This window comes from Streptomyces griseosporeus, assembly GCF_014656055.1.
Taxonomy (GTDB): domain Bacteria; phylum Actinomycetota; class Actinomycetes; order Streptomycetales; family Streptomycetaceae; genus Streptomyces; species Streptomyces griseosporeus.
Genome location: NZ_BNBR01000001.1, coordinates 289327 through 311691 on the forward strand (window position 1 = coordinate 289327; position 22365 = coordinate 311691).

15 protein-coding genes are annotated in these 22365 nt (G+C 71.1%); 9 read left to right on the forward strand and 6 right to left on the reverse strand.

All coding sequences use genetic code 11. The features are described 5' to 3' along the window. Nucleotides 1-177 precede the first annotated feature (177 nt). Nucleotides 178-1620 (forward strand): purine-cytosine permease family protein, encoded by a 1443-nt coding sequence (locus IE308_RS01220; protein ID WP_190216197.1) that lies wholly within the window; start codon nucleotides 178-180, stop codon nucleotides 1618-1620. A gap of 29 nt (nucleotides 1621-1649) precedes the next feature. Here the strand turns inward: IE308_RS01220 and IE308_RS01225 are convergent, their stop codons facing one another. Beyond that, the gene (locus tag IE308_RS01225) at nucleotides 1650-3215 is read right to left on the reverse strand and encodes a PucR family transcriptional regulator (RefSeq protein ID WP_190216198.1); all 1566 of its coding nucleotides are present in this window, start codon (nucleotides 3213-3215) and stop codon (nucleotides 1650-1652) included. A 209-nt stretch (nucleotides 3216-3424) separates the two neighbouring features. On the opposite strand from IE308_RS01225, the gene IE308_RS01230 reads away from it, so the two are divergent. The 4 genes from IE308_RS01230 (at nucleotide 3425) to IE308_RS01245 (ending at nucleotide 7428) form a co-directional block, all read left to right on the forward strand. Next, complete coding sequence (locus tag IE308_RS01230; protein WP_190216199.1) at nucleotides 3425-4048, forward strand: DUF1989 domain-containing protein; 624 nt, start codon at nucleotides 3425-3427, stop codon at nucleotides 4046-4048. Further along, complete coding sequence (locus tag IE308_RS01235; protein WP_190216200.1) at nucleotides 4045-5172, forward strand: oxidoreductase; 1128 nt, start codon at nucleotides 4045-4047, stop codon at nucleotides 5170-5172. Before IE308_RS01230 ends, IE308_RS01235 begins: the two co-directional genes overlap by 4 nt. 64 nt (nucleotides 5173-5236) lie before the next feature. Continuing rightward, nucleotides 5237-6088: a polysaccharide deacetylase family protein gene (locus IE308_RS01240; protein ID WP_190216201.1), complete on the forward strand. Its 852-nt coding sequence runs from the start codon at nucleotides 5237-5239 to the stop codon at nucleotides 6086-6088. Nucleotides 6089-6114: 26 nt separating this feature from the next. After that, entirely contained in the window at nucleotides 6115-7428 is a 1314-nt protein-coding gene (locus tag IE308_RS01245; protein ID WP_190216202.1) for an amidase, read from the forward strand. Between the two features lie 30 nt (nucleotides 7429-7458). Here the strand turns inward: IE308_RS01245 and IE308_RS01250 are convergent, their stop codons facing one another. Then, nucleotides 7459-8247: an MBL fold metallo-hydrolase gene (locus tag IE308_RS01250; protein ID WP_190216203.1), complete on the reverse strand. Its 789-nt coding sequence runs from the start codon at nucleotides 8245-8247 to the stop codon at nucleotides 7459-7461. A gap of 84 nt (nucleotides 8248-8331) precedes the next feature. On the opposite strand from IE308_RS01250, the gene IE308_RS01255 reads away from it, so the two are divergent. Then, the gene (locus IE308_RS01255) at nucleotides 8332-8949 is read left to right on the forward strand and encodes an ABATE domain-containing protein (RefSeq protein ID WP_373314404.1); all 618 of its coding nucleotides are present in this window, start codon (nucleotides 8332-8334) and stop codon (nucleotides 8947-8949) included. Nucleotides 8950-9027: 78 nt separating this feature from the next. On the opposite strand, the gene IE308_RS01260 is transcribed toward IE308_RS01255, so the two are convergent. Continuing rightward, a complete protein-coding gene (locus IE308_RS01260; protein ID WP_190216205.1) occupies nucleotides 9028-10551 on the reverse strand; it encodes a glycosyl hydrolase family 18 protein in 1524 nt (507 codons plus the stop codon). A gap of 383 nt (nucleotides 10552-10934) precedes the next feature. On the opposite strand from IE308_RS01260, the gene IE308_RS01265 reads away from it, so the two are divergent. Next, nucleotides 10935-11651, forward strand: a complete 717-nt coding sequence (locus tag IE308_RS01265) for a lytic polysaccharide monooxygenase (RefSeq protein WP_190216206.1) — start codon at nucleotides 10935-10937, stop codon at nucleotides 11649-11651. A 55-nt stretch (nucleotides 11652-11706) separates the two neighbouring features. Beyond that, nucleotides 11707-12258: a GNAT family N-acetyltransferase gene (locus IE308_RS01270; RefSeq protein ID WP_190217312.1), complete on the forward strand. Its 552-nt coding sequence runs from the start codon at nucleotides 11707-11709 to the stop codon at nucleotides 12256-12258. Nucleotides 12259-12290: 32 nt separating this feature from the next. Here IE308_RS01270 and IE308_RS01275 read toward each other — a convergent pair whose 3' ends face one another. The 3 genes from IE308_RS01275 to IE308_RS01285 all read right to left on the reverse strand — a co-directional run bounded on the left by IE308_RS01275 (nucleotide 12291) and on the right by IE308_RS01285 (nucleotide 14820). Next, the gene (locus tag IE308_RS01275; protein ID WP_190216207.1) at nucleotides 12291-12926 is read right to left on the reverse strand and encodes a TetR/AcrR family transcriptional regulator; all 636 of its coding nucleotides are present in this window, start codon (nucleotides 12924-12926) and stop codon (nucleotides 12291-12293) included. A gap of 84 nt (nucleotides 12927-13010) precedes the next feature. Then, complete coding sequence (locus IE308_RS01280; protein WP_190216208.1) at nucleotides 13011-13910, reverse strand: SDR family oxidoreductase; 900 nt, start codon at nucleotides 13908-13910, stop codon at nucleotides 13011-13013. A 154-nt stretch (nucleotides 13911-14064) separates the two neighbouring features. After that, on the reverse strand, nucleotides 14065-14820 hold the full coding sequence (locus IE308_RS01285; protein ID WP_190216209.1) for an SDR family oxidoreductase: 756 nt from the start codon (nucleotides 14818-14820) through the stop codon (nucleotides 14065-14067). A gap of 195 nt (nucleotides 14821-15015) precedes the next feature. On the opposite strand from IE308_RS01285, the gene IE308_RS01290 reads away from it, so the two are divergent. Continuing rightward, nucleotides 15016-22365 carry a non-ribosomal peptide synthetase gene (locus IE308_RS01290; protein WP_190216210.1) on the forward strand — a complete coding sequence of 2450 codons (7350 nt, stop codon included), beginning with the start codon at nucleotides 15016-15018 and terminating at the stop codon, nucleotides 22363-22365.

Genomic DNA, 22365 nt, shown 5'->3' on the forward strand with positions numbered 1-22365 from the left:
TTATGACGCCGGGCCGATGCGATCAGTGCGACGACCGACCATGAAGGCGCCGGGGGTGAGCACGGTAGAGGTTCCTCCACTTCTGCGCCGCCGTACGACAGTGAATTCTCCTCTGGGACGGTGAGGTGCTGAATGGTTCTCTGAGCTGGCCGGAGAAAAACCTGCCAGGAGGTTCCCATGAACACGGCCCCCCGACCGCTGTTGCCCGACGCTCAGAAAACCGAGCCTGCGCCGATACCGAGCAGCTTCGACGCCCACGGCGTGGAACCCATTCCCGAGAACGGCCGGGATTCCTCGCCGCGGGACCAGTGGTGGATCTGGGTGGGCGCCAATGTGGCGCCGATCAACTGGGTTCTCGGGGCGCTGGGAATTACGTTGGGCCTCAATCTGGTGGAGACGCTGATCGTCATTTCCCTGGGGAACATCGTGGGGTGCGGCGTCTTCGGCCTGTTCAACATGATGGGCCACCGGACCGGCGTCAACCAGATGGTGCTCGGCCGCGCCGCCTTCGGACGCAAGGGTGCCGTCGTCCCCGGGGTGATGCAGGGTCTGCTCACCATGGGATGGGTGGGCGTGAACACCTGGGTGGTCCTCGACCTCGCCGTCGCCCTGCTCGGCAAAATCGGCATTCACGGAGGCGAAGGATTGAAGTACGCGGTCGCCGGCGTGGTGATGGCCGCACAACTCGGCCTGGCCGTGTTCGGCTTCTACGCCATCCGCACGTTCGAGCGGTGGACCGTGCCGGCGACCGTACTCGTGATGGCGGTCATGACGGTTCTGTCCCTCACGCAGTCGGATCTGCACTGGACGGCCGGAACCGCGGAAGGCGGAACCGAGAAGGTCACGGCCGTCACCCAGCTGCTCACCGCGATCGGAATCGGGTGGGGAATCAGCTGGGTGCCCTACTCCGCGGACTACTCGCGATTCGTTCCGGCCCGTTTCTCCGGGCGGAGCGTCTTCTGGGCCACGGCGCTCGGTATGTACGTGCCGACCGTCTGGCTGGCCGCTCTGGGCGCCTGCCTCGCCACCACCGGGCAGGGCGGTGATCCGAGCGAACTCGTCATCAGCGCCTTCGGAGTGATGGCCCTGCCTGTCCTTCTGCTGATCATGCACGGGCCCGTCGCGACCAATATCCTCAACCTCTACTCGTGCGCGCTGGCCGCGCTGTCGGTGGGGGTCCGGGCGGCCCGTTGGAAGGTGACCCTCGTGGCGGGGGCGGTCGCCACCGTGGTCCTGCTGGTGTTCATGCAGTCACACAGCTTCGCCGAGTCCTTCGACCACTGGATGACATCGATCCTGGTCTGGATCAGCCCCTGGGCCGCCGTCATGCTGACGGAGTTCTTCGTCCTGCGCCGCAGCCGGCTCGATGTGGCGGAGTTGTTCGACGACCGTGCTCCGGCATGGCGCTGGCGCGCGCTCCTCGCCCTCGCGGCCGGTATCGCGGCGGCGTGGTCCTGGCAGTACGGACTGGTGCCGCTCATGCAGGGCCCTCTGGCCCGGAGCATGCACCACACCGACTTCTCCTGGCTGTCGGGCGCGGTGGTCGCCGGCGGGCTGCATTACCTCCTCACCCGCTCCGAGAACCGTGCCGCCCGCGACAGGTCCGCCCTTGCCGATTGACGACGGTAGAAGCCGTCAGCAAGGCCCTCTCAGGACCTCACCAACGCGTCGGCCTCAAGAGCCAGGAACAGATCGACCCTGCCTTCGAACTTCATGGGGTCGCGGCCGGTCAGTTCACCGATGCGGGTGAGTCGTTTGCGGAGGGTGTTCACGTGGATGTACAGGGCATCGGCCGTGGCCGCGAACTGCCCTTCATTGGCGAGGAAAGTGCGCAGAGTGAGTTCCAGCTGGGCTCCTCTCTGGGCATCGTGATCGCGTAGCGGCGTGAGGAGCGCATCCGCGAAGCGCTGCACGACTTGCCCGTCCAAGCGCCCCAGCAGCGCACTGTGGGACGGCAGTTCCGCGAAACGGGCCATACGGGCCGCGGAGCTGCCCCGCGCCAGCAGTTGGCACGCCTCTCGCGCTTCCATCAGCGGAACCTTCAGCTTGGTGCTGTCCCCGGCCGGTCCGCCGTAGCCCAACACCACTTTCTGCGCCGGGAGTTGCCTGTCCAGGAGGCCCAAGAGCCGGGTCATCGACGCCTCAAGCTCCCCTTCCGTCAGACGCCATGGAAAGAGGGCCACGGTGTCGCGGCCACCCGGCGCTACGACGGCGGGTACACCCTCGGACACGAAGAAGGCCATCACAGCGTTGGCCGGCACGGGTGAGACCGCCGCCTCTCCCTCCGCAAGGGCAAGGGCACACACGGCAAGCGGATCTCCGGCCTCGATGCCGAACGTCTTCAGCCTGGCTGCGAATTCCCGTGACGCTCCAGCCCCGGCGAAGATCATGTCGATCAGTTCGCCGGCGAAGCGCATTTCGGTGGCTTGCACGGCGTGCAACCGGGCGGTCTCCATGCCGAGGAAATGTGCGGCCTGTTCCAGCGCTCCGCGTTCCGCCTCGTCGAGCGCGGCGGCCGACCGGAGGCACACGAGCGCCGCGTCGGCCTCTCCGAAGACTCCCACGGGGAACAGCGCCGCCGAGTCGTTCGACAGCGTCACCTCGAGCGGAGGCGGACGGCGAGCGACTGCTCGTGCCACCACGACCAGGTCATCGTCGGTGAGGCCGGCTCCGGCGGAGCCCAGAAGGTGCCCCATGCGGTCCACCACCGCGAGCCGCAGATCGTGATCCCGGCGCAGTACCCGCAGCACACCGCCGGCTCCGGTGCCCGAGCTGATCGCGTCGGCCAGTGCGTTGCCGCGCCGGACGGAGGCCATGAGAGCGCTCTGCCGTTGTTCCGCCAGTGTCCGGGCGGCGGCCTGGGACAGCGCGGTGAACGGGACGTCGACCGACAGTTCCAGCAGGGGCATACCCGCCTTGCGGCACGCGTCGATCACGTCGGCCGGAGTCGCCGGCATCTCGCGCCGCAGCCCGAACACGATCCCGGACGCCCCGGCGTCCTGTACCCGATGAACGAAGGATTCGGCCGAGTGTCCGGCGATGTGCCACAAGCCGTTGGTCATCACCAGTTCGCCGCGCCGGAGGTAGGGCGAAGGGTCCGGAAGCTCGGTGTTGTGCGTCCAGGAGACTTCGCAGTCGAGCGCACCCTCGGGGCCCGGCACCAGCACCGTCAGCTCAAGATCGCGACGTTCGCAGAGAGTCCGCAGCGTCAGCACGGTGTCTACTCCACCACCTTCCAAGGGTGCAGCCGGGCATCATCTCCACCGACCGTACACCGCACCCCTGCTGGAGGGTTCCGCACCACGCACAAGCCATCGTGCCGGGCGCCCGCCTCCTGCCGGTTGTAGCTTCAGACACCGGCCGGGCCCCAACAGTGGCGGTTCCCACCTCGCCCTCGTCGCCCGGGCGCTGCTTTCTTGTCTCCATGACGCAAGCAACCCAGGTATGCGCAAGCATCGACATCCCCGCAGGCGAAGGCAGGGCCGTCCACGTCGATGCGGGGCAACGGGTAAAGATCATCGACGTCGAGGGCCGGCAGGTCGGCGACGTCTTCGCCTTCGCGCGCGGCGACATCCGCGAGTACCACTCGGCCTCACACACCCGGGCCCACGTCAACCGTCTGTTCCCCGCGGTCGGGGAACAGTTCGTCACCAGCCTGCGCCGCCCCATCCTCACCCTCGTCGAGGACTCGTCACCCGGGCGCCACGACATGCTCATCGCCGCATGTGACGCAGCCCGCTACGCGGCTCTCGCCGCACCCTCCGACCACGCCTCCTGCGCCCAGAACATGCATGACGCCCTGGCCGCGATAGGGCTGTCCGCCGACCTGGTGCCACAGCCGATCAACGTCTTCATGGACATCCCCGTGAGCAACGACGGTGCTCTCACCTGGGAGACGGCGACGTCCCGGCCAGGGGACAGCATCACCTTCCAGGCGGAGATGGACTGCGTCCTCGTGGTGTCCGCGTGCCCGCAGGACCTCGTGGACATCAACGCCGGCGCGCCTTCACCTCTCAGACTGCAGATAGAGAACGGAGCAACCGCATGAACGCCCTCGCCCCCCACCCTGCCCTGGAGCCCGTGACCCTGGCCGGCGCCAAGCTGGCGAACCGGCTCGCCGTCGCTCCGATGACCCGAGTCTCTGCCCGTGAGGACGGCACGCCCACCGAAGCGATGGCCCGCTACTACTCCGCCTTCGCCTCGGGCGGCTTCGGCCTGGTCATCACCGAGGGCACGTACACCGACGACCGGCACAGCCAGGGCTACTTCTTCCAGCCGGGGATCGTGACCGAGTCACATGTCCGGGCCTGGCGGGCTGTCGCCGAGTCGATCCAGGCAGGCGGCGCCCGTGCGGTCATGCAGCTGATGCACGCGGGCGCGCTCTCCCAGGGCAACCGGTTCCGCACGGACACGGTGGGACCGTCGGCGGTTCCGCCCAAGGGTCGGATGATGCCCGAGTACGGCGGGTCCGGCCGATGGCCCACGCCTCGCGCCATGACCGACGACGACATCGAGACAGCCGTACAGGGTTTCGTTTCCGCTGCCGTGAACGCGCGGGAAGCCGGGTTCGACGGTGTCGAGGTCCACGCGGCCAACGGATACCTGCTCGACCAGTTCCTGACGGACTACACGAACCTGCGCACCGACTCCTACGGGGGCCCGGTGGCCAACCGGATCAGGCTGACGGCACACGTCACCGAGCGCATCCGGGCCCGCATTCCCGACGAGGACTTCTGGATCGGTGTGCGGCTCTCCCAGACCAAGGTCAACGACTTCCACCACCGATGGGCCGGAGCCGCGGACGCCCGCGTCGTGTTCACGTCGCTGGCGAAGGCCGGCGCCAGTTACCTGCACATCGCGAGCGAGGGCCGGGACTGGATCGAGACCGCACGGCTCGACAGCGGCGACACGATCACCGCTCTGGCGAAGAAGGTCACCGGACTTCCCGTGATCGCCAACGGCGGTATGCACGACCTCGACCAGGCGGCCCGGCTCCTCGAAGGAGGTCACGCCGATCTCCTCTCCCTCGGACGAGGAGCCCTGGCCAACCCCGATCTCCCGAACCGGGTGGCCGGCGGACACGACCTGGACGCGTTCGACCATGCCATGCTCCAGCCGCGAGCCTCGCTGGACAATGCCGAACAGTGGCGGCGTCGGAACATGAGCGCCTGAGCAAGCCACCCACCCCACTTCACCGGCCGGCACCGCTGTGCCGGCCGGGCCGAGGAGCCGAAGCATGGACCATTCCTGGCGCGGCCGGGCCGCCGCCGTCGCAACGCTGACCTTCGACGTGGACGCGGAGGCACCGATCCTCGCGCACGGGGCGCACTACGCCACTCATGCGTCGACCATGTCCCACCAGTCCTACGGGCCGGACGTCGGCGTACCGAGAATTCTCGACCTGCTCGACGAGACCGGCGTTCCCGCGACGTTCTTCGTGCCGGGCTGGGTGGCGGAACAGCGCCCGGGGCTCGCCGCTTCCATCGTCGAACGCGGTCACGAGGTCGCGCACCACTCCTACAGTCATCGTCCGCCGACGGAGATGACCGCCGACGAGGAACGTGCGGACTTCGAGCGTGCCATGGAAGTGTTCGCCGCCCAGGACATCCCGATCGCCGGGCACCGCGCCGCCAACTGGTCGTCGACGTGGCTGACCTCGTCCCTGGTGGCGGAGTACGGCTTGCTCTACGACTCCTCCCTCATGGGCGACGACCGCCCCTACGCCCTGCGGACCGAGGCGGGCACGATCGTGGAGCTGCCCGTGCACTGGTCCCTCGACGACTGGGAGCAGTACGCCTTCCTGCCCGCACCGCACATCGGGTCCGTGATCGAGTCCCCGCGCAAGGTGCTGGAGATGTGGACGGACGAGCTGGACGCCATGAGGCACTACGGCTGCTTGTTCAACCTCACCAACCATCCGTTCCTGACCGGCCGTCCCTCACGGGCCGTGGCCCTGCGCAAGCTCATCGAGCACGCGCGGGAACGCGGCGACGTGCACTTCGCTCGCTGCTCGGACGTCGCACGCGCCGCGCGAGCCGATACATCGCTTCCCCTGCGGAGCCCGGTTCCGCCCAAGCCGGCCGATTGATCACCGAGCTCCAGCGAGGCCACACCATGAGTGAGATCGAAGCACTGGCCGCGGCACTGCGCGCCGGCGAGACGACCGCCGAAGCACTCGCCCGGCGCAGCCTTGCTCGCATCGCGGACCGGAACGGCGAACTCGGTGCCTTCGCCTTCGTCGACCACGAGGGGGCGGCAAGTGCCGCGCGCCGTGCGGACGATGAGCTGCGCAACGGCATCGACCGCGGACCGCTGCACGGCATTCCGGTGGCGGTGAAGGACCTCATCGATGTCAAGGGGCTGCCCGCAACGCGGGGTTCCGCTCACTTCGCCGGCCACCGGGCCGCCGACGATGCGACGTGCGTACGGCGTCTGCGGTCGGCCGGAGCGGTGATCATCGGCACCACCGTCACCCACGAATTCGGCTACGGCCCCACCGGCGACCGAGGTCGGCACGGTCCGGCCAGAAATCCCCGCGACCCGCGCCGCATGGCCGGTGGCTCCAGCGGCGGCAGCGCGGCGGCCGTCGCCTCGCACATGGTGCCGGTCGCGCTGGGCACGGACACGGGAGGCTCCGCGCGGATCCCCGCGGCGCTGTGCGGCATCGCCGGTTACAAACCGGCGTTCGGACGGCTGCCGAGCGAGGGGGTGTTCCCTCTCGCGCCCAGCCTTGATCACGTGGGTGTGCTAGGTGTCACCGCCAGGGATTGTCGTCTGGTCGTCGAGGCGTTGGCCCCTGAGCGTCCCGTGCCACGCGGTGCCCTAGCGGCCGTCGCGCGGATCGGCTGGCTCGAAGCGGCCGCCCATGCTCCAGTGACGCCGGCGGTGGCGGACGTGACACGGCGCGCGCTGTCGCACCACGACGTGGCGCAGGTGGCGTGCGACGCGCTGGATGCCGTGTGGGAGACGTTCAGCGCCATCCAGAACAGTGAGGCGTTCGCCACGCACGCCGACCGGGTCCGTGAGCACCCGGAACTCTTCGATGCCGAGGTCCTCGACCGGCTGCGGGAGGCATCCAAGACTCCTGGATGGCGCTATGTCCGGGCACTGCACGCACGTGAGACGGCCCGACGGTCCGTCAACGGCGTGTTCGATCGGTTCGACCTGCTGGCCTCGCCCACCGTCGGCATCACGGCGCCACAGCTCGGCCGGCGGGAGGTCACGGTCAGCGGTTCGTCCCGCTCCGTGCGCAGCGCGCTCCTGGCCCTCACGAGTCCGTGGAACGTTCTGGGTTTTCCCGCGCTCAGTGTTCCCGCCGGCTGCGTGGACGGCCTGCCCGTGGGCCTGCAACTCGTGTGCCCACCGGATCGCGAGGATCTGCTGTTCGCCGTGGCCGACGGCGTTGCGGCGTCGGTCGCCGAGACCTGACAGGAAGGGACGGGCCGCCGGAAGGTCGCCTCAGGCGCGTTGCAACCAGTCGCGGTCCAGGCGGTCGGCCAGACCGGCGGCGGTGAAGGCGGCCTCCAGTTCGTCGCGGCCTTCGGTGAAGTGGGCCCAGCTGTCGTGATGGACGGGTACGACGCGGCGGGCGTCGAGTATCCGGGTGGCTTCGGCGGCCTGGGCGCTGTCCAGGACGAGCGGGTTGTTGTCGAAGAGCATCGGGAAGCGGGGTGCGCCCGCGAACAGGACGGCTGTGTCCACCGGGGCGAAGCGTTCGGCGATCTCCTTTACGGCGTCGAGGGAGGCGTTGTCGCCGCTGACATAGACCGTGGGCAGACCCTCGCCGGTGAGGACGAAGCCGACGACCTGGCCGGTGTACGGCTCGACCGCCTCGCGCGGGCCGGGCCCGTGCACGGCGGGCACACCCATGACGGTGAGGGTGCCGCCCCCGGGGCGCTCCAGTTCGACCGTCTCCCAGTCGGCCAGGCCCTTCGCCTCTTTCCCGAGGCGTTGGGCGCCGCCGGGGGTGGTCAGGGTGAGGGGGATGTCGGCGAGCAGGGCCCGGCCGGAGGTGTCGAGGTTGTCGGCGTGCTCGTCGTGGGAGAGCAGGACGACGTCGACGCGGCCGAGGTCGGCGGGGGTGGCGGTGGAGGGGGCGGTCTTGGTCAGGGTCGGGCCGGCCGAGGGGTAGTCGCCGGGGCCGTCGAACGTCGGGTCGGTCAGGAAGCGCAGGCCGCCGTACTCGAACAGGGCGGTCGGACCGCCGAAGGTGCGGACCGGGAACGAGTCGCCGTTGAGCTGGGACATCACATCTCCGCTTCTCACGAAAAAATGCCGCGTTTAACGTGAGGCCAGGCTAGGCGGGCGTCACGGAAAAACGCAAGGGCTACCATGAGAGGCATGGATGATGTGCCGGCCACCGACGCAGCGCAGGCCGCTCTGCCTCCGGCTCCAGGTGCCGACCGGTACCGTTCCCTGGATTTCGCCGACACCGCCGCGACCCTGCCCGCCGGTCAGAGCTACGACCTGCTCGCCGCCCCGGAATCCGCCATGCGCTGGCTCGCCGCCCACGAGCTGACCGCCCCGGACGTGCGGTTGTACGAGGTGTGCGCCCGGCGGATGCGCACGCTGCGGGCGCATGTACGCGCCTTGTTCGCCGCCCGCGTCGACGGCACCACCCCGCCCGAGGAATCACTGCGCGCGGTGAACGAGGCACTCACGGCCGTACCCACCGCGCCCCTGCTCGCCTGGGACGGCGCCCAAGGACCGCGTCGCATTCACGCACACCCCACCGACCGCGCCGTCAACCACGCGCTGGCGACCCTCGCGGCCGACGCCGCCGACCTGCTCACCGGTCCCGACGCCGGCATCCTCGCCGCCTGCGGCTCCCCGCCCTGCGACCGGTTCCTGTTGCGCACGCACGGCCGGCGCCACTGGTGCTCCACCCGCTGCGGCGACCGCGCCCGCGCCGCCCGCGCCTACGCCCGGCGCAGCGGCACCCCGAGCTGACCCACCACACGTCTCGTGCCGGCCGCGGCCCCTCGTCGAAGGCTGCGGCCGGCACGGTCGCCCTGTGTTCCGGGAGGTTCAGCAGGCGCCGAGGTCCTGCCAGACGCCCCACTCGCCGGTGGTGCCGGGCTCCTCACCCGTCGTCCACCACTTGGCCTTCCAGGCGTGGCCCTTGTGCGAGACCCTCTGGCCGCCGGTGTACACCTTGTCCTTGACCCAGGGGGCGTCGGTGCACTGGTTGCCGGAGCCGCCGGTGACGGTCAGGGAGTACGTGGCCGAGTGGCTGCCCGAGGTGCCCGCCCCGGTCACGGTGACCGTGTAGGTGCCCGACGCCGCGGCCGAGGTGGTGGCCAGGGTGAGAGTCGAGCTACCCCCCGCGGTGACCGACGCCGGGCTGAGCGAGGCGGTGACGCCCGCCGGGGTTCCGCTGACGCTGAGCCGCACACTCTGGGCGTCACCCTTGGTCACGGCCGTCTTGACGGTGGCAGTGACGGACTGGCCGGCCGTGACGGTCGCGGAGGCCGGGGTGAGCGCGACGGAGAAGTCGTTGGACGGGGTGCTGGTGCCGTCGGTGAACGGCGCGAAGATGTGCGTGAAGTCCCACGTGTTCTGCTGGATGCCCGAGCAGTTGTCCGCGGCCGCGCCGCCCGGGCAGCCGCCGTTGTCCCGCTGCAGTGCCCAGAAAGACAGCGTGTTGATGCCCTTGGCGACCGCCCAGTCGTACACGGTCCGGGCGTTGGCCAGGGTGAAGGTCTCCGCCTTGCCGAAGTCGTCGACGCCCGGCATCTCGGTAACGCCGACCATGTTCCACAGCTGGGCCGCCGACTTGCCCGGGTACAGCTCGGCGAGCAGGTCGTACAGGCCCTGGGCGGCGGTCTGGGTGTCCTGCGCCATGTCGTGGGGCTGGTTGTCGTAGTAGTCGAACGTCATGAGGTTGACGACGTCGACCCGTGTGCCGTTGGCGACCGCGTTGCGCAGCAGCGCCTCGCCGTTGTCCGCGAGGCCGTGCGTGGTGGTCGGCAGGGTGTAGGAGATCTCGACCTTGCGCCCGTTGGCCGCCGCCCAGTCCTGGACCAGCTTGATGGCCTTGTTGCGGCGGTCGATGGCGGCGGTGTTGTCGAGCGAGTCGACCTCGATGTCCATGTCGAGCCGCGAGATGTCGTAGGTGGTGATGACCTTCTCGTACGCGGCGGCGATCTGCTGCACGTCCGTGCAGCTGTCGGCGATCTCGGTCCCGGTGGTGTCGGCCGTGTAGCCCCCGAACGAGGGGATGACGTCACCGCCGGCCGCCTGGATCGTCTTGATGTCGGCGCCGAAGGACGAGGCGGCGATCGGCATGCTCGTGTCGCCGTTCCAGTACGGCGTGCAGGAGCCCTTGGTGGCGGTCTGCAGGAACGCCATGGTCAGGTGCTTGGCGCCCGACTGGGCGGAGAGGGCGGCGGGGCTCTCGCCGGTCCATGCTTCGAAGTAGGGGGCGAAGACGTGGTGCGGCAGGGGCGTCGCGGCCTGGGCGGTGCCGGCACCCGTGAGGGCGAGGCCCACGGCGGCGGCCGCGGTGGCGGCTGCGGCGAGGGCAGCGTGGAAGGAACGCACTCGTCTCATGTCAGTCCAGGTGTGGGGAGGGAATGGCGGATGTCCGCGCTGGGACGGGGAGTTGCCGCCTACTGGGATAGCGGCCGCCGCGAGAGCGGGTCAATGGTCTGAACCAAGAATGGACTAGACCCCTTGGGAGTCGCCGGGCCCCCTTTGCCTGTACAGGGCACCCGTCGGCGGACTGGACCACGCTCGAACGTTCAACCAGGGCGCGTCACCAGGGCGTCACCGCCGGCTCGCCGCCGTTCTCGCTGGTGCGCCCGCCGCGGCATGGTGTTTCTGAAGGCATTTCCTGGACTTCCGAACAGTCAACCTTGACCGGGCCGAGCGTGGAGCTATGGTCTAGACCTTGTCGCGGTCAGATGCAGATGCAGACATGAAAGGGACCTGGCATGAACATGAAAAGACGTGCGGCCGTCACGATCGGTGCGCTGGTCGCTCCCGTGCTCGCCGTCAGCCTCCCGGCGAGCACGGCAAGCGCCCACGGCTGGGTGACGCTGCCCACGAGCCGGCAGCAGCAGTGCGCCGACGGCGTCGTCGACTGCGGCCAGATCAAGTACGAACCGCAGAGTGTCGAGGGCCCCAAGGGCCTGCGGAGTTGCAGCGGCGGTCATGCCGAGTACGCCGAGCTGGACGACGAGAGCAAGAGCTGGAAGGTCACCCCGGTCGGCACGACGGCGACCTTCACGTGGCACAACACGGCCCGGCACGCCACCGCGAACTGGCAGTACTTCATCGGTGGCCAGAAGATCGCCGAGTTCGACGGTCACAACCAGCAGCCGGCCGCGGACGTGAGCCAGCAGGTGAACTTCGGCGGCTTCACGGGCCGTCAGAAGGTGCTCGCCGTCTGGAACATCGCCGACACCGCGAACGCGTTCTACTCCTGCGTCGACGTCAACATCGGCGGAGGCAGCGGCGGCGGCACGGGAGGCGGCGACGGAGGCGGCGGCACCTGCACCACACCGACCTGGGACGCCACACGGGTCTACCACGGTGGTGACACCGTGTCGTACGGCGGGCACACCTGGCGCGCCAAGTGGTGGGTGACGGGCGACAAGCCGGGCACCACCGGCGAGTGGGGTGTCTGGGAAGACCTGGGAGCCTGCTAGCCGGCCGGGCGTGCGAGGATCTGGCGGTCGGATCAGCACACTTCGAAGGATGGCTATGTTCGCGATGTCCCTGGGCGACGGGGCCGAGCTGCGGCCTTTGGAGCCCTGGCACGCCGAGGAGTTCCTCGCGCACATGGACCGGGGCCGCGATTTCATCGGTGCCCACATGGAACTGCCCGACCTCGCCACGGACTTGGTCTCCGCCCGCGCCTATCTCCAGCGCTACGCCGAGAAGGCGGCCTCCGACACCGGCCGGCTGTACGGCATCTGGCTCGACGGCACCCTCGTCGGTGGCGTCTCCTTCCCGCAATTCGACGCCGCCGCCGGTATCTGCGAGGTCGGCTGCTGGCTGGAGCCCGCTGCCACAGGCCGGGGCCTGGTCGTACGTGCGGCACGGGTGGTCATCGACTGGGCGTTCCGTGAACGCGGCATCCACCGCGTGCAGTGGTTCGCGTCGCCGAAGAACACGCCCAGCATCAACGTGGCCAAGCGCCTCGGCATGACCCGCGAGGGCGTTCTGCGCGAGACCTACCTCTACCGTGGCGTCCGCCACGACGCGGAGGTCTGGTCGGTGCTGGCACCGGAATGGCAACCCCTGGCCGACTGAGCGGACGCCGGTCCCGGCCTGGCCGGGCCGCGTCAGCGGCTCGGCGGTGTCGGGCTCGGCGGGGTGATCCCGTCGATCAGGTTGGACACCAGCGCGGTCACGAACGCGTCCGTGACGGGCTCGTCCGGGATGAGCAGCCGGTGGTAGACGGCACCCCACAGCTGGTCGACGAGCACCTGGACGTCGACGTCGTCGCGGATCTCGCCCTGCTCCTGGGCGCGCCTGAGCCGCTCGCCGGCCAGGCGCCGCCGTTCGCCGGAGTACAGGGAGCGGAACGCCACGGCCAGGTCCTCGTCTGTCTGGGACTGGCCGATCAGTTCGGTCACCACCCGGCCGGCCGGGGTCGCGGTCATGACCCGCGCGAACGCGCGCAGCTGGCTCAGCAGATCGGCGCGGACGTCCCCGGTGTCCTCGAACGCCAGGGTCTCCTCTACGGCGTGGAAGTAGCCGTCCAGGGCCAGCGCGCCCTTGGACGGCCACCACTTGTACAGCGTCGTCTTGCTGACGCCGGACAGGCGGGCCACCCGTTCGAAGGTGAGGTCGGCGATCCCCTCCCCCAGGAGGATCTCCCCCACCACGCGGAAGACGTCCGCGCGGACCTCGTCGGCGGGCCGGCGGCCGCGCCCACGGGCCGCGCGCCCGGCCACGCCCTCGGCCTGCTTCGTCACGATGTCTCTCCTTCGCTCATGGGAACCGGATCAGTGTAGGAAGCCGCGCGGCGGGGCGGGGACGCCCGTGCGGCGGAGCCGGGCTCAGGACCGGGTCTCCTTGACCCGGAGGAGGTCGCCGAAGCCGAGGCGGGTGACGAAGTCCTCCTGGGCGCGGCGCAGCACCTCGTTGACCTCCTCGACCCCGGCCTGACTGAAGTCGACGACGGTACGGAAGGGCCGGGTACCGTGCGGGAGGGCCAGGACGCGGGCGATCTCCTCGGCGACGGCCCGCGGGTGGGCGTCGACGCCGGGTGGGAACAGCCCTTCCGTCGCCTGTTCGTTGCGGGCCACCAGCGGGTCCAGCTCGGCGTACGCGCGCGTGCGCTCGCCGTCGCCCGCGTGTCCGGCGTTGGGGAAGTGCTCGGTGCCCTGGGTGAAGGGGCCCGGCATCACGATGGTGGTCTCGATGCCGAACTGGCCGACCTCGTAGGCGGTGACCTGGGCCAGTGCGTCGGCGGCGAACTTCGACGCCACGTAGGGGCCCAGGAAGGGCGGGACCACGACGGAGGTGGTGCTGCCGACGTAGACGAGGGTGCCGGAGCGACGTGCCCGCATGTGCGGGAGGGCGGCCCGGTTGACGCGCTGGATGCCGATCGCGTTGATGTCGAGGAGGCGGTGGATGTCGTCCGGGGTGAACGCCTCGACGTATCCGACGTAGAGGTGTCCGGCGTTGTGGACGACCGTGTCGAGCCGTCCGGCCTCGTCGAGGACGGTGGCGACGGCCGCCTCGGCCGAGGAGTCGGACTGCACGTCGAGTTCGACGACGCGGATGTCCTGCCCCTCGCTGCGCCCGAGGTCCAGGAGTTCCCGCGCGCGGCCGGCGTTGCGGCCGTGGAGGTCGCGCATGCTGGCGTAGACGGTGTGGCCGGCGGCGGCGAGCGCGCGGGCCGTGAGGTTGCCGATGCCGGTGGCGGCGCCGGTGATGAGAACGACGGATGGCATGGTCTCTTCCAGTCGGGTGGCGGATGTCGGATCCCGGATCTCGGGTGCCGGACTCTGGGTGGCGGGCTTCGGATACGGGGTGTCGGATGCCGGGATCTGAACAGCCCCCGGCGCTGTCCGTCGCGCGGCGGCGGTGCCGCTACGCCGGTCCGCGTCAGGCGAGGCCGCCGTTGGAGTAGAGGACCTGGCCGTTGACCCAGCGGGCGGGGCCGGCGAGGAAGGCGACCGACTCGGCGATGTCGCGCGGCTCGCCCAGGCGCTCCAGCGGGGCGGCCTTCGCGAAGCGGCCGATCGTCTCCTCGTCCTTGCCCTCCAGGAAGAGCGGGGTGGCGACGGGGCCGGGGGCGACCGTGTTGACGGTGATGTCCCGGCCGCGCAGTTCCCGGGCGAGGATCAGGGTGATGCTCTCGACGGCCGCCTTGCTCGCCACGTAGGCGCCGTAGGTGGGGAGCTGGGTGCGGGTGACGGACGTGGAGACGTTGATGATCGCGCCGCCCCGGCGAACCCGGCGGGCGGCCTGCTGGGAGACGACGAAGGTGCCGCGGATGTTCGTGCGGTGCATGCGGTCCAGGTCGTCCAGGTTCAGCTCGGCGATCGGCGCGAGCACCATGATCCCGGCGGTGTTGACGACGACGTCGATGCCGCCGAAGGCCGTCTCGACGGCGTCGAACGCAGCCTGCATCTGCTGCTCGTCGGCGACGTCACCGCCGACCGCGAGGGCCCGGCCGCCGGACGCGGCGATCTTCTCCACGAGGGCTTCGGCCTTGCCCTTGTTTCCGGCGTAGTGCACGGCGACGGCGAAGCCGTCCGCGACGAGCCGCTCGACGACGGCCTCTCCGATACCGCCGGTGGCACCGGTGACGAGGGCGACGCGTGCGACACGGGGCGAGGTGCTGACAGAGGTGCTCATGGTCTTCCTCCACTGGATGTGAACGCTGAGTCCATATAAACACAATATGAACGTGGCGTCCACATAATCGCGGCGCGGAGTGTGAGCCCGGCCCACGGCCGCTGGGCGATGTCGGGGGCGGAGCCACTTCGGAGGGCCTTTAGTCCGTACTGAAACCGTCTTCGCCGAACCGTCGGCCCGGGGGAAAGGCATGGCATGGGGGACACCAAGCACGTGCAGGGCGAGCGGAGCCTGCTGCGGCTGGACGAGCGTTTCCCGCTCAGCGCCCACCAGCGGGACATCTGGACGGTGTGCCGCTCCGGCGAGGAGTCGGCGCAGTTCACCATCGCCGGTCACCAGCGGTTGCACGGGCCGGTGGACATCGACGTGCTGGCCGGGAGCCTGGACCGCGTGACCCGCCGGCACGACGCACTGCTCACCCGGTTCGGTGAGGCCGACGGCGTCCCCTACCAGTGGGTCGGCCACGAGCCGCTGCCCGTCGAGGTGCTCGACCTGTCCGGTGCGCCGGACCCGGCGGCGGCCTGTCGCCGGGCCGTGGACGCCGCGCTCACGGTGCCCCTGCGCCTGCGGACCGACCGGCTGTTCCACCCGATGCTGCTGCGGCAGGACGCGGAGACCGTCCACATCGTCCTGCGCGCCCACCACATCGTGGCGGACGGCTATGCGCTCGACCTGTTCCTGACTCGGGTGCTGGCCCACTACGAGAGCCATATCAGGGACGGTTCCCGTCCCGGCGCACCCGATGAACCCAGCACACTCGGTGCACCCAGCGCCCCCGGTGACCCCTGTCCGTCGTACCGTTCCTTCGTCGACGAGGACCTCGCCTACCGCGGCTCCCCCGAGCACCAGGCTGACCAGGACTTCTTCCGTGAGCGCCTGAACGGCGCGGTCCCGGCGCTCTTCGCCCGGCGCCCGGCACCCCCCGGCGGGGACCGGCGCGTGTCCGTCACCCTGGAGCCCGAGGAAGTGGCCGCGATCCGGGCCACCGGCACGTCCGTCTTCTCCTACGTCGCCGCGGCACTCGGCACGTACCTCGCCCGCCTGCACGGCACCGACTCGGCGATGCTCGGTGTCGCGTTCCTCAACCGGCGCGGCCCGCGGCACGCCGCCACCGTGGGGCACTTCGCCACCACGCTGCCGCTGTTAGTCCCGGTCGGGCCGGCCGACACGCTCGAATCCATGGCCGGCCGGGTCGCCGCCGACGTCCGCGCGTACCGTCACCACGAACGGCTCGCACTGGGAGACATGCCCCGGCCCGCCGCATCCGGTGACGGGCGGCGGCAGCTCTTCGACACCACCGTCTCCTACCTGAACCTGCCCGAGCTGCCCGACGTCGCGGGCCTGGTCCAGGAGCGCACCGGTCACCAGCGCCGCCACGACCAGGACGCGCTGGCGATCCTGGTCGTCCACCACCGGAACACGGACCTGCTGCGCATCGAACTCGACTCCGCGCCGGACGTGTTCGACGACGGACTGCCCCCGGCGCGGGTGGCGGAGCATCTGCACACCCTGATCCGGCACGGCCTGGCCGTCCCCCGCCGGCCCGCGTCCCGCATCCCGCTCCTGGACTCCGCCGGGCGGGCGGACGCGCTCCTCGCCGCGCACGGGCCGGCCGTACCGCTTCCCGAAGGCGCAACGGTGCACGGCCTGTTCGCGGAGCAGGCCCGGCGCACGCCCGACCGCGTCGCGGTGTCAGGTGCCGGCAGCACCACGTACGCCGCGCTCGACACGCATGCGGGCCAGGTGGCGGACGCCCTGCGGCGCGCCGGGGTGGCGGCGGAGGACCGGGTCGCGGTGCTCGTCGAGCGGGGCCCCGCGCTGCCGGCGGCCCTGCTGGGCACGCTACGCACCGGGGCGGGCTACGTGCCCGTCGACGCCGAGTACCCGGCGGAGCGCATCGCGTACCTGCTGCGTGACAGCGGGGCCGCGGCGCTACTCGTCGAGGAGTCGACCGCTCCCCTGGTGCCGCCCGGAACTGCCGTGCCGGTGATCCGCGTCGACGGCCTCCACACGCCGAGCGGCACATCGGACGGTGAGGTGTCCTACGAAGCGGCCGACGACGTGGCCGATCACGTGGCCGACGACAACCTCGCGTACGTCATCTACACCTCCGGTTCGACGGGCGGCCCCAAGGGCGTCATGGTCGAGCACCGGTCCGTCGTCAACCGCCTCGCGTGGATGCAGCGCCGCTACCCGATCGGCCCGCACGACGTGATCCTGCAGAAGACGCCGGCCACGTTCGACGTGTCCGTGTGGGAGCTGTTCTGGTGGGCGGCGTCCGGCGCGGCGGTGGCCATGCTGCCGCCCAGGGCCCACCGCGACCCGCGGGAGATTCTGCGTGCGGTCGCCGAACACCGCGTCACCGTGGTGCACTTCGTGCCCGCCATGCTCGGCCCGTTCCTCGACATGCTGGAGGACGAGCCCGCGTCGCTGTCCGAGGCGGCGTCCCTGCGGTACGTGTTCTCCAGCGGTGAGGCGCTCACGCCGGGCCTGGTCCACCGGTTCAACAGCCTCTTCGCCGTCCTAGAGCGGCCCCCGCGGCTGGTGAACCTCTACGGTCCGACCGAGGCCACCGTCGACGTCTCCTGTTACGACTGCTCGGACCACCCCGCACAGGGCGGGGCGCCGGTTCCGATCGGCCATCCGGTGGACAACACCCAGCTGTACGTGCTCGGTCCGGGCGACGAGCCCCAACCGGTCGGTGTTCCGGGCGAGTTGTGCATCGGCGGGGTCCAGGTGGCCCGCGGCTACCTGGGTCGGCCGGAGCTGAGCCGTGAACGGTTCACCGCCGACCCGTTCACGCCCGGCGGCCGGCTGTACCGCACCGGCGACCTGGCCCGCCGGACGGCGGGCGGCCGGTTCGAGTTCCTCGGCAGGATCGACGACCAGGTCAAGATCCGTGGACACCGGGTCGAGCCGGGCGAGGTCCAGGCCGCGCTGACGGCCGTCGCGGGGGTGCGTGCCGCGGCGGTCGTGGCCCGGACGACGCCGGAGCGGGGCACCCATCTGGTGGCGTACTGGGCCGGCGAGCATGAGATCTCCCCGGCGCAGCTCCGTACGGAACTGGCCCGCAGCCTGCCGGACCACCTGATACCCGCCTTCTGGACCCGGGTCGAGGCGCTGCCGCTGACGCCGAACGGGAAGCTGGACCGGGCCGCGCTGCCGGCGCCGGAGCACGCGGCGGAGCCCTCCCGGCCGCCACGTGCGGGCGCCGAGTCCCTCCTGGTCGCCGTCTGGTCACAGGTCCTGGGCGCCCAGGTCGCGGTCCACGACGACTTCTACGCCCTGGGTGGGGACTCCTTGCTGGCCCTGCGGGTGCAGGCCGAGGCGGAACGGCGCGGGCTGCGGTTCGAGATCCGCGACCTGATGCGGTACCCGACGGTGGCCGCGCTGGCGGAGCACACCCGGCCGGCCGGCGAGCGGCCGGCGCTCGCGCCCTTCGCGCTGGTCGCGCACGCCGACCGGCACGTCCGGCACGGAGCGCAGGACGCCTTTCCGCTCAGCCGCCTGCAGTTGGGCATGGTCTACCACAGCCTTCGCTCCGCGTCCGCGGACGCGGAGGGCCCCGGCCCGCAGGACCTGGGCCCCTACCGGGACGTCTTCCACTACGGCCTGCGGATGCCCTGGGACGAGGAGCGGCTGCGCCGCGCCTACGACCGGCTGACGGCCCGGCACCCCGCGCTGCGCTCCGTCATCTCGCTGACCGGCTTCGGTGAGCCGCTCCAGATCGTGCTCCACCAGGCTCCCGGCGGACTCGAATGCCGCGACCTGCGGGCGGCGAGCGAGGCCGAGGCGGACGCCGAGCTGGCCCGGTACGTCGAGGAACGGCGCCACCACCGCTACGACTTCGAGGCCGGGCCACTGCACCAACTGCGCGCTCACGCCCGGGCCGACCGCGTCGACCTCGTCCTCGGCTTCCACCACGCCGTCCTGGACGGTGGCAGCGTGGCCGGCCTGATGGGCGAACTGCTGCAGGACTATCTGCACAGGCTGGGCGCGGACGTCGACGCCGCCGGTGCCGCGCCCCCGCCGTCACCGGCGCTCTACGTGGCCGCGGAGCTGGAGGCGCTGCGCTCGACGGACGCCCGCGCCTATTGGGAGGAACGGCTGCAAGGGGCCACACCCCTGCAACTGCCCCGGTTCGCCACCGCCGAGCCGCCCCGCGGCACCGGGCGCTTCACCCGGCTGACCCCCCTGCCGGACGGCCTGCACGACCGGCTGCGCGACTTCGGCCGCACCCACGGACTGCCCCTGAAATCGGCGCTGTTCGCGGCGTACACCCTGACGCTTCGGCTGCTGTCCGGTCAGGACGACGTGACGACGGGCCTGGTCGTGCACGGCCGCTCCGAGCTGCCCGGCGCCGACCGCACCGCCGGGCTGTTCCTCAACACCCTGCCGGTCCGGGTCGACGCCGCCCCGCGCAGCCTGGTGGACCACGTCCGGGACGTCTTCCGTCACGAGCAGGACAGCTACGCGCACCGCCATTACCCGCTCCACCGCATCGAGGAGGACTTCGGCGGCCCGCTGCTCGACACCGCGTTCAACTACGTGCACCTGCACGCCCTGGAAGCGCTGCGGCGGCTGCCCGGGCTGGACCTGCTGTCCGTGCGCACGTGGGAGGAGAGCGGGATGAGCCTGCTGGTCAGTGCCGTCGTCCACCCCGTCGACGGCAACCTGTGGCTCAGCCTGGACTGCGACGGGCGCGCCTTCACCACCGGCCAGGCCGAACTGTTCACGGACACCTGCCTGCGGGTCCTGGAGCGCCTCGTCACCCACCCCGACGAGCAGGCCGACCTGGCCTTCCTGACCCCGGAGCCGGACGCGCGGCCCGCCGAGGACGCGGGGGCGGCGTACACCGACCTGGCGCGGGTCGTCCACGCCCGTGCCGAGGAGACGCCCGACGCGATCGCCCTCGCCTTCGAGGACCAGCGCTGGACCTACCGCCGCCTGGACCGGACCTCGGACGTGATCGCCCGTCGGCTGCTGGCCGACGGCGCCTTTCCGGGCGCCCGGGTCGGGATCGCCATGGACCGCTGCCCTGAGTACGTCGCGGCTGTCCTCGGCGTGCTCCGCGCCGGATGTGCCGTCGCCCCGCTGGACCCCGGCTACCCGGCGGCCCGTATCTCCGCGATGATCGAGGCGGTCCGGCCGTTCACCGTCGTCACGCAGCGGCACCATGCCGGATTGCTGGGCGACGTACCGCAGCTCGCGGCCGAGTCCGTGCCCGCCCCCTCGGCCACCGACTCCTTCGAGCCGCCACCGATCCGCCCCGCCGACACCTGCTACGTCCTGTGCACCTCCGGTTCCACCGGCGTGCCCAAAGCCGTCGCCATGCCGCACCGGGCTCTGTCGAGCCTGGTCGACTGGCAGAACCGGATCCCCAGCGGCGCGGTGACCGGCCCCACGCTGCAGTTCTCCGCACTGGGCTTCGACGTCCACCTCCAGGAGATCTTCGCGACGCTGTGCGCCGGTGCCCCGCTGCAGCTCGTCAGCGAGGAACAGCGCCTGGACTTCCCCGCCCTGCTGCGCCTGCTCGACCGCGAGCGTGTCGAGCGCCTCTTCCTCCCCTACGTGGCCCTGCAGCAGCTCGCGGAGACCTCCGTCGCACTCGGCCTGGTGCCCCGTGCGCTCCGGGTGATCATCTCGGCGGGGGAACAACTGCGGGTCACCGACGAGATCCGCCGCCTGTGCGCGGCGCTCCCGACGCCCGGCGTCCTCCTGGAGAACCAGTACGGGCCCACCGAGACCCACATCGTCACCGGCTTCACCATGACCGGCGACCCGGCCCGCTATCCCGCGCTGCCGCCCATCGGGACCGCCGTAGACGGCAGCGAGGTCACCGTCCTGGACCGCGCGCTGCGCCCGCTGCCCGTCGGCGCCACGGGCGAGATCTACGCCATGGGTGCGTGCCTGGCCGACGGTTACGAGGGACAGCCGGACCTGACAGCGGAGCGCTTCGTCGAACTCCCCGCCCGGCCCGGCCACCCTGCCGGCCCGCGGGCCTACCGCACCGGCGACCTCGGCTACACCCTCCCCGGCGGCGACATCGTCTGCCTCGGCCGCACGGACACCCAGGTCAAGATCCGCGGTTTCCGCATCGAACCGGCCGAGGTCGAACTCCATCTCACCGCGACACCCTCCGCCCGCGCCGCGGGCGTCAGCGAGGCCGCGGTGGTGGCCCGGGGCGAGGGCCCGACCTCGTTCCTGGCCGCGTTCCTCGTCGCCGACCCGGGCAGCGTCGACCTGGACGCGACCCGGCGGGAGCTGCGCGCCCAACTGCCGGGCCACATGGTCCCCTCGCACCTGGAGTGCCTGCCCGTCCTCCCCCGCACCCCCAGCGGGAAGCGCGACGACGCCGCCCTGCGCCGCATCCCGCTCACCCGCCGTGCGCTCACCTCCGCCGCTCCGTCCGACGCGCTGGAACGGCGGCTGGCCGAGATCGCCGCGGAGACGCTCCAACTGCCCGCGGTGGGAGCCCACGACGACCTGTTCCAGCTGGGTGCGACCTCCCTGACCGTCATGCGCCTGGTCATCCGCATCGAACAGGCCCTGGGCACGGCCGTTCCGGTCTCGGCCCTGATCACGGCGCCCACGATCGCGGAACTGGCCGCGTACCTCAGGGCCGGCGAGGCCGGATCCGCCGCCGTACAAGGCCCCTTGATCGCCCTGCGGAACTCCGGAACGCGGCGCCCGGTGTTCCTCGCGCACCCCACCGGCGGCAACGTGCTGTGCTACCTGCCGCTGGCCCGGGCACTCCCGCCCGACCAGCCGCTCTACGGCTTCCAGGCGGCCGGACTCGCGCCGGGCACCGCGCCCTTGCGCACCGTCCCGGAGATCGCCCGCAGTTACGTCGCCGCGATGCGCGCTGTCCAGCCGCACGGTCCGTACACCCTCGGCGGCTGGTCCTTCGGCGGGCACATCGCCTTCGAGATGGCCGCCCAGCTGAGGGCCGCCGGCGAAGAGGTCGCGGAGGTGCTCCTCATCGACTCCGACGCCCTGGACCACAGCACCGGCCGCCCCGAGGTCGACGGGCTGTCCCTCATGACCTGGTTCTTCTGGGAACTGCTCTGGCTGGACCGCGGCGGCGACGTGCCGGCCGACGCGTTCCGCGCCCTGCGCGACGAGGACGACGCCTACGCGAGCGTCCGCGAACTCGCCGTACGCACCGGCATGCTCGCCGCCCACGACGCCGACACCTCCCTGCGCCGCGTCTTCGAGATGTTCCGCGCGAACTGGGACGCCCTCATCGACTGGCGGCCCGCCCCCACCGACCAGGACCTCGTCCTGATCCGCGCGCAAGGTTCGCTGCCCGACGTGCTCAAACCCGTGCACGACCGCGCCGGAAGCCTCTACCACGAACCGGCCAACGGCTGGCGGCGGCTGACCACGGGTCACGTCCGCGTCGTGGACGTGCCGGGGGACCACATGCAGATCGTGCAGGACCCGTACGTACGCCACGTCGCGGCGGTCCTCACCGAGGCGACCGGCGCCGACACCGCGGAACGCCGTCCGACGCCGTCGGCTCACATCACAGGGAGGTACTGA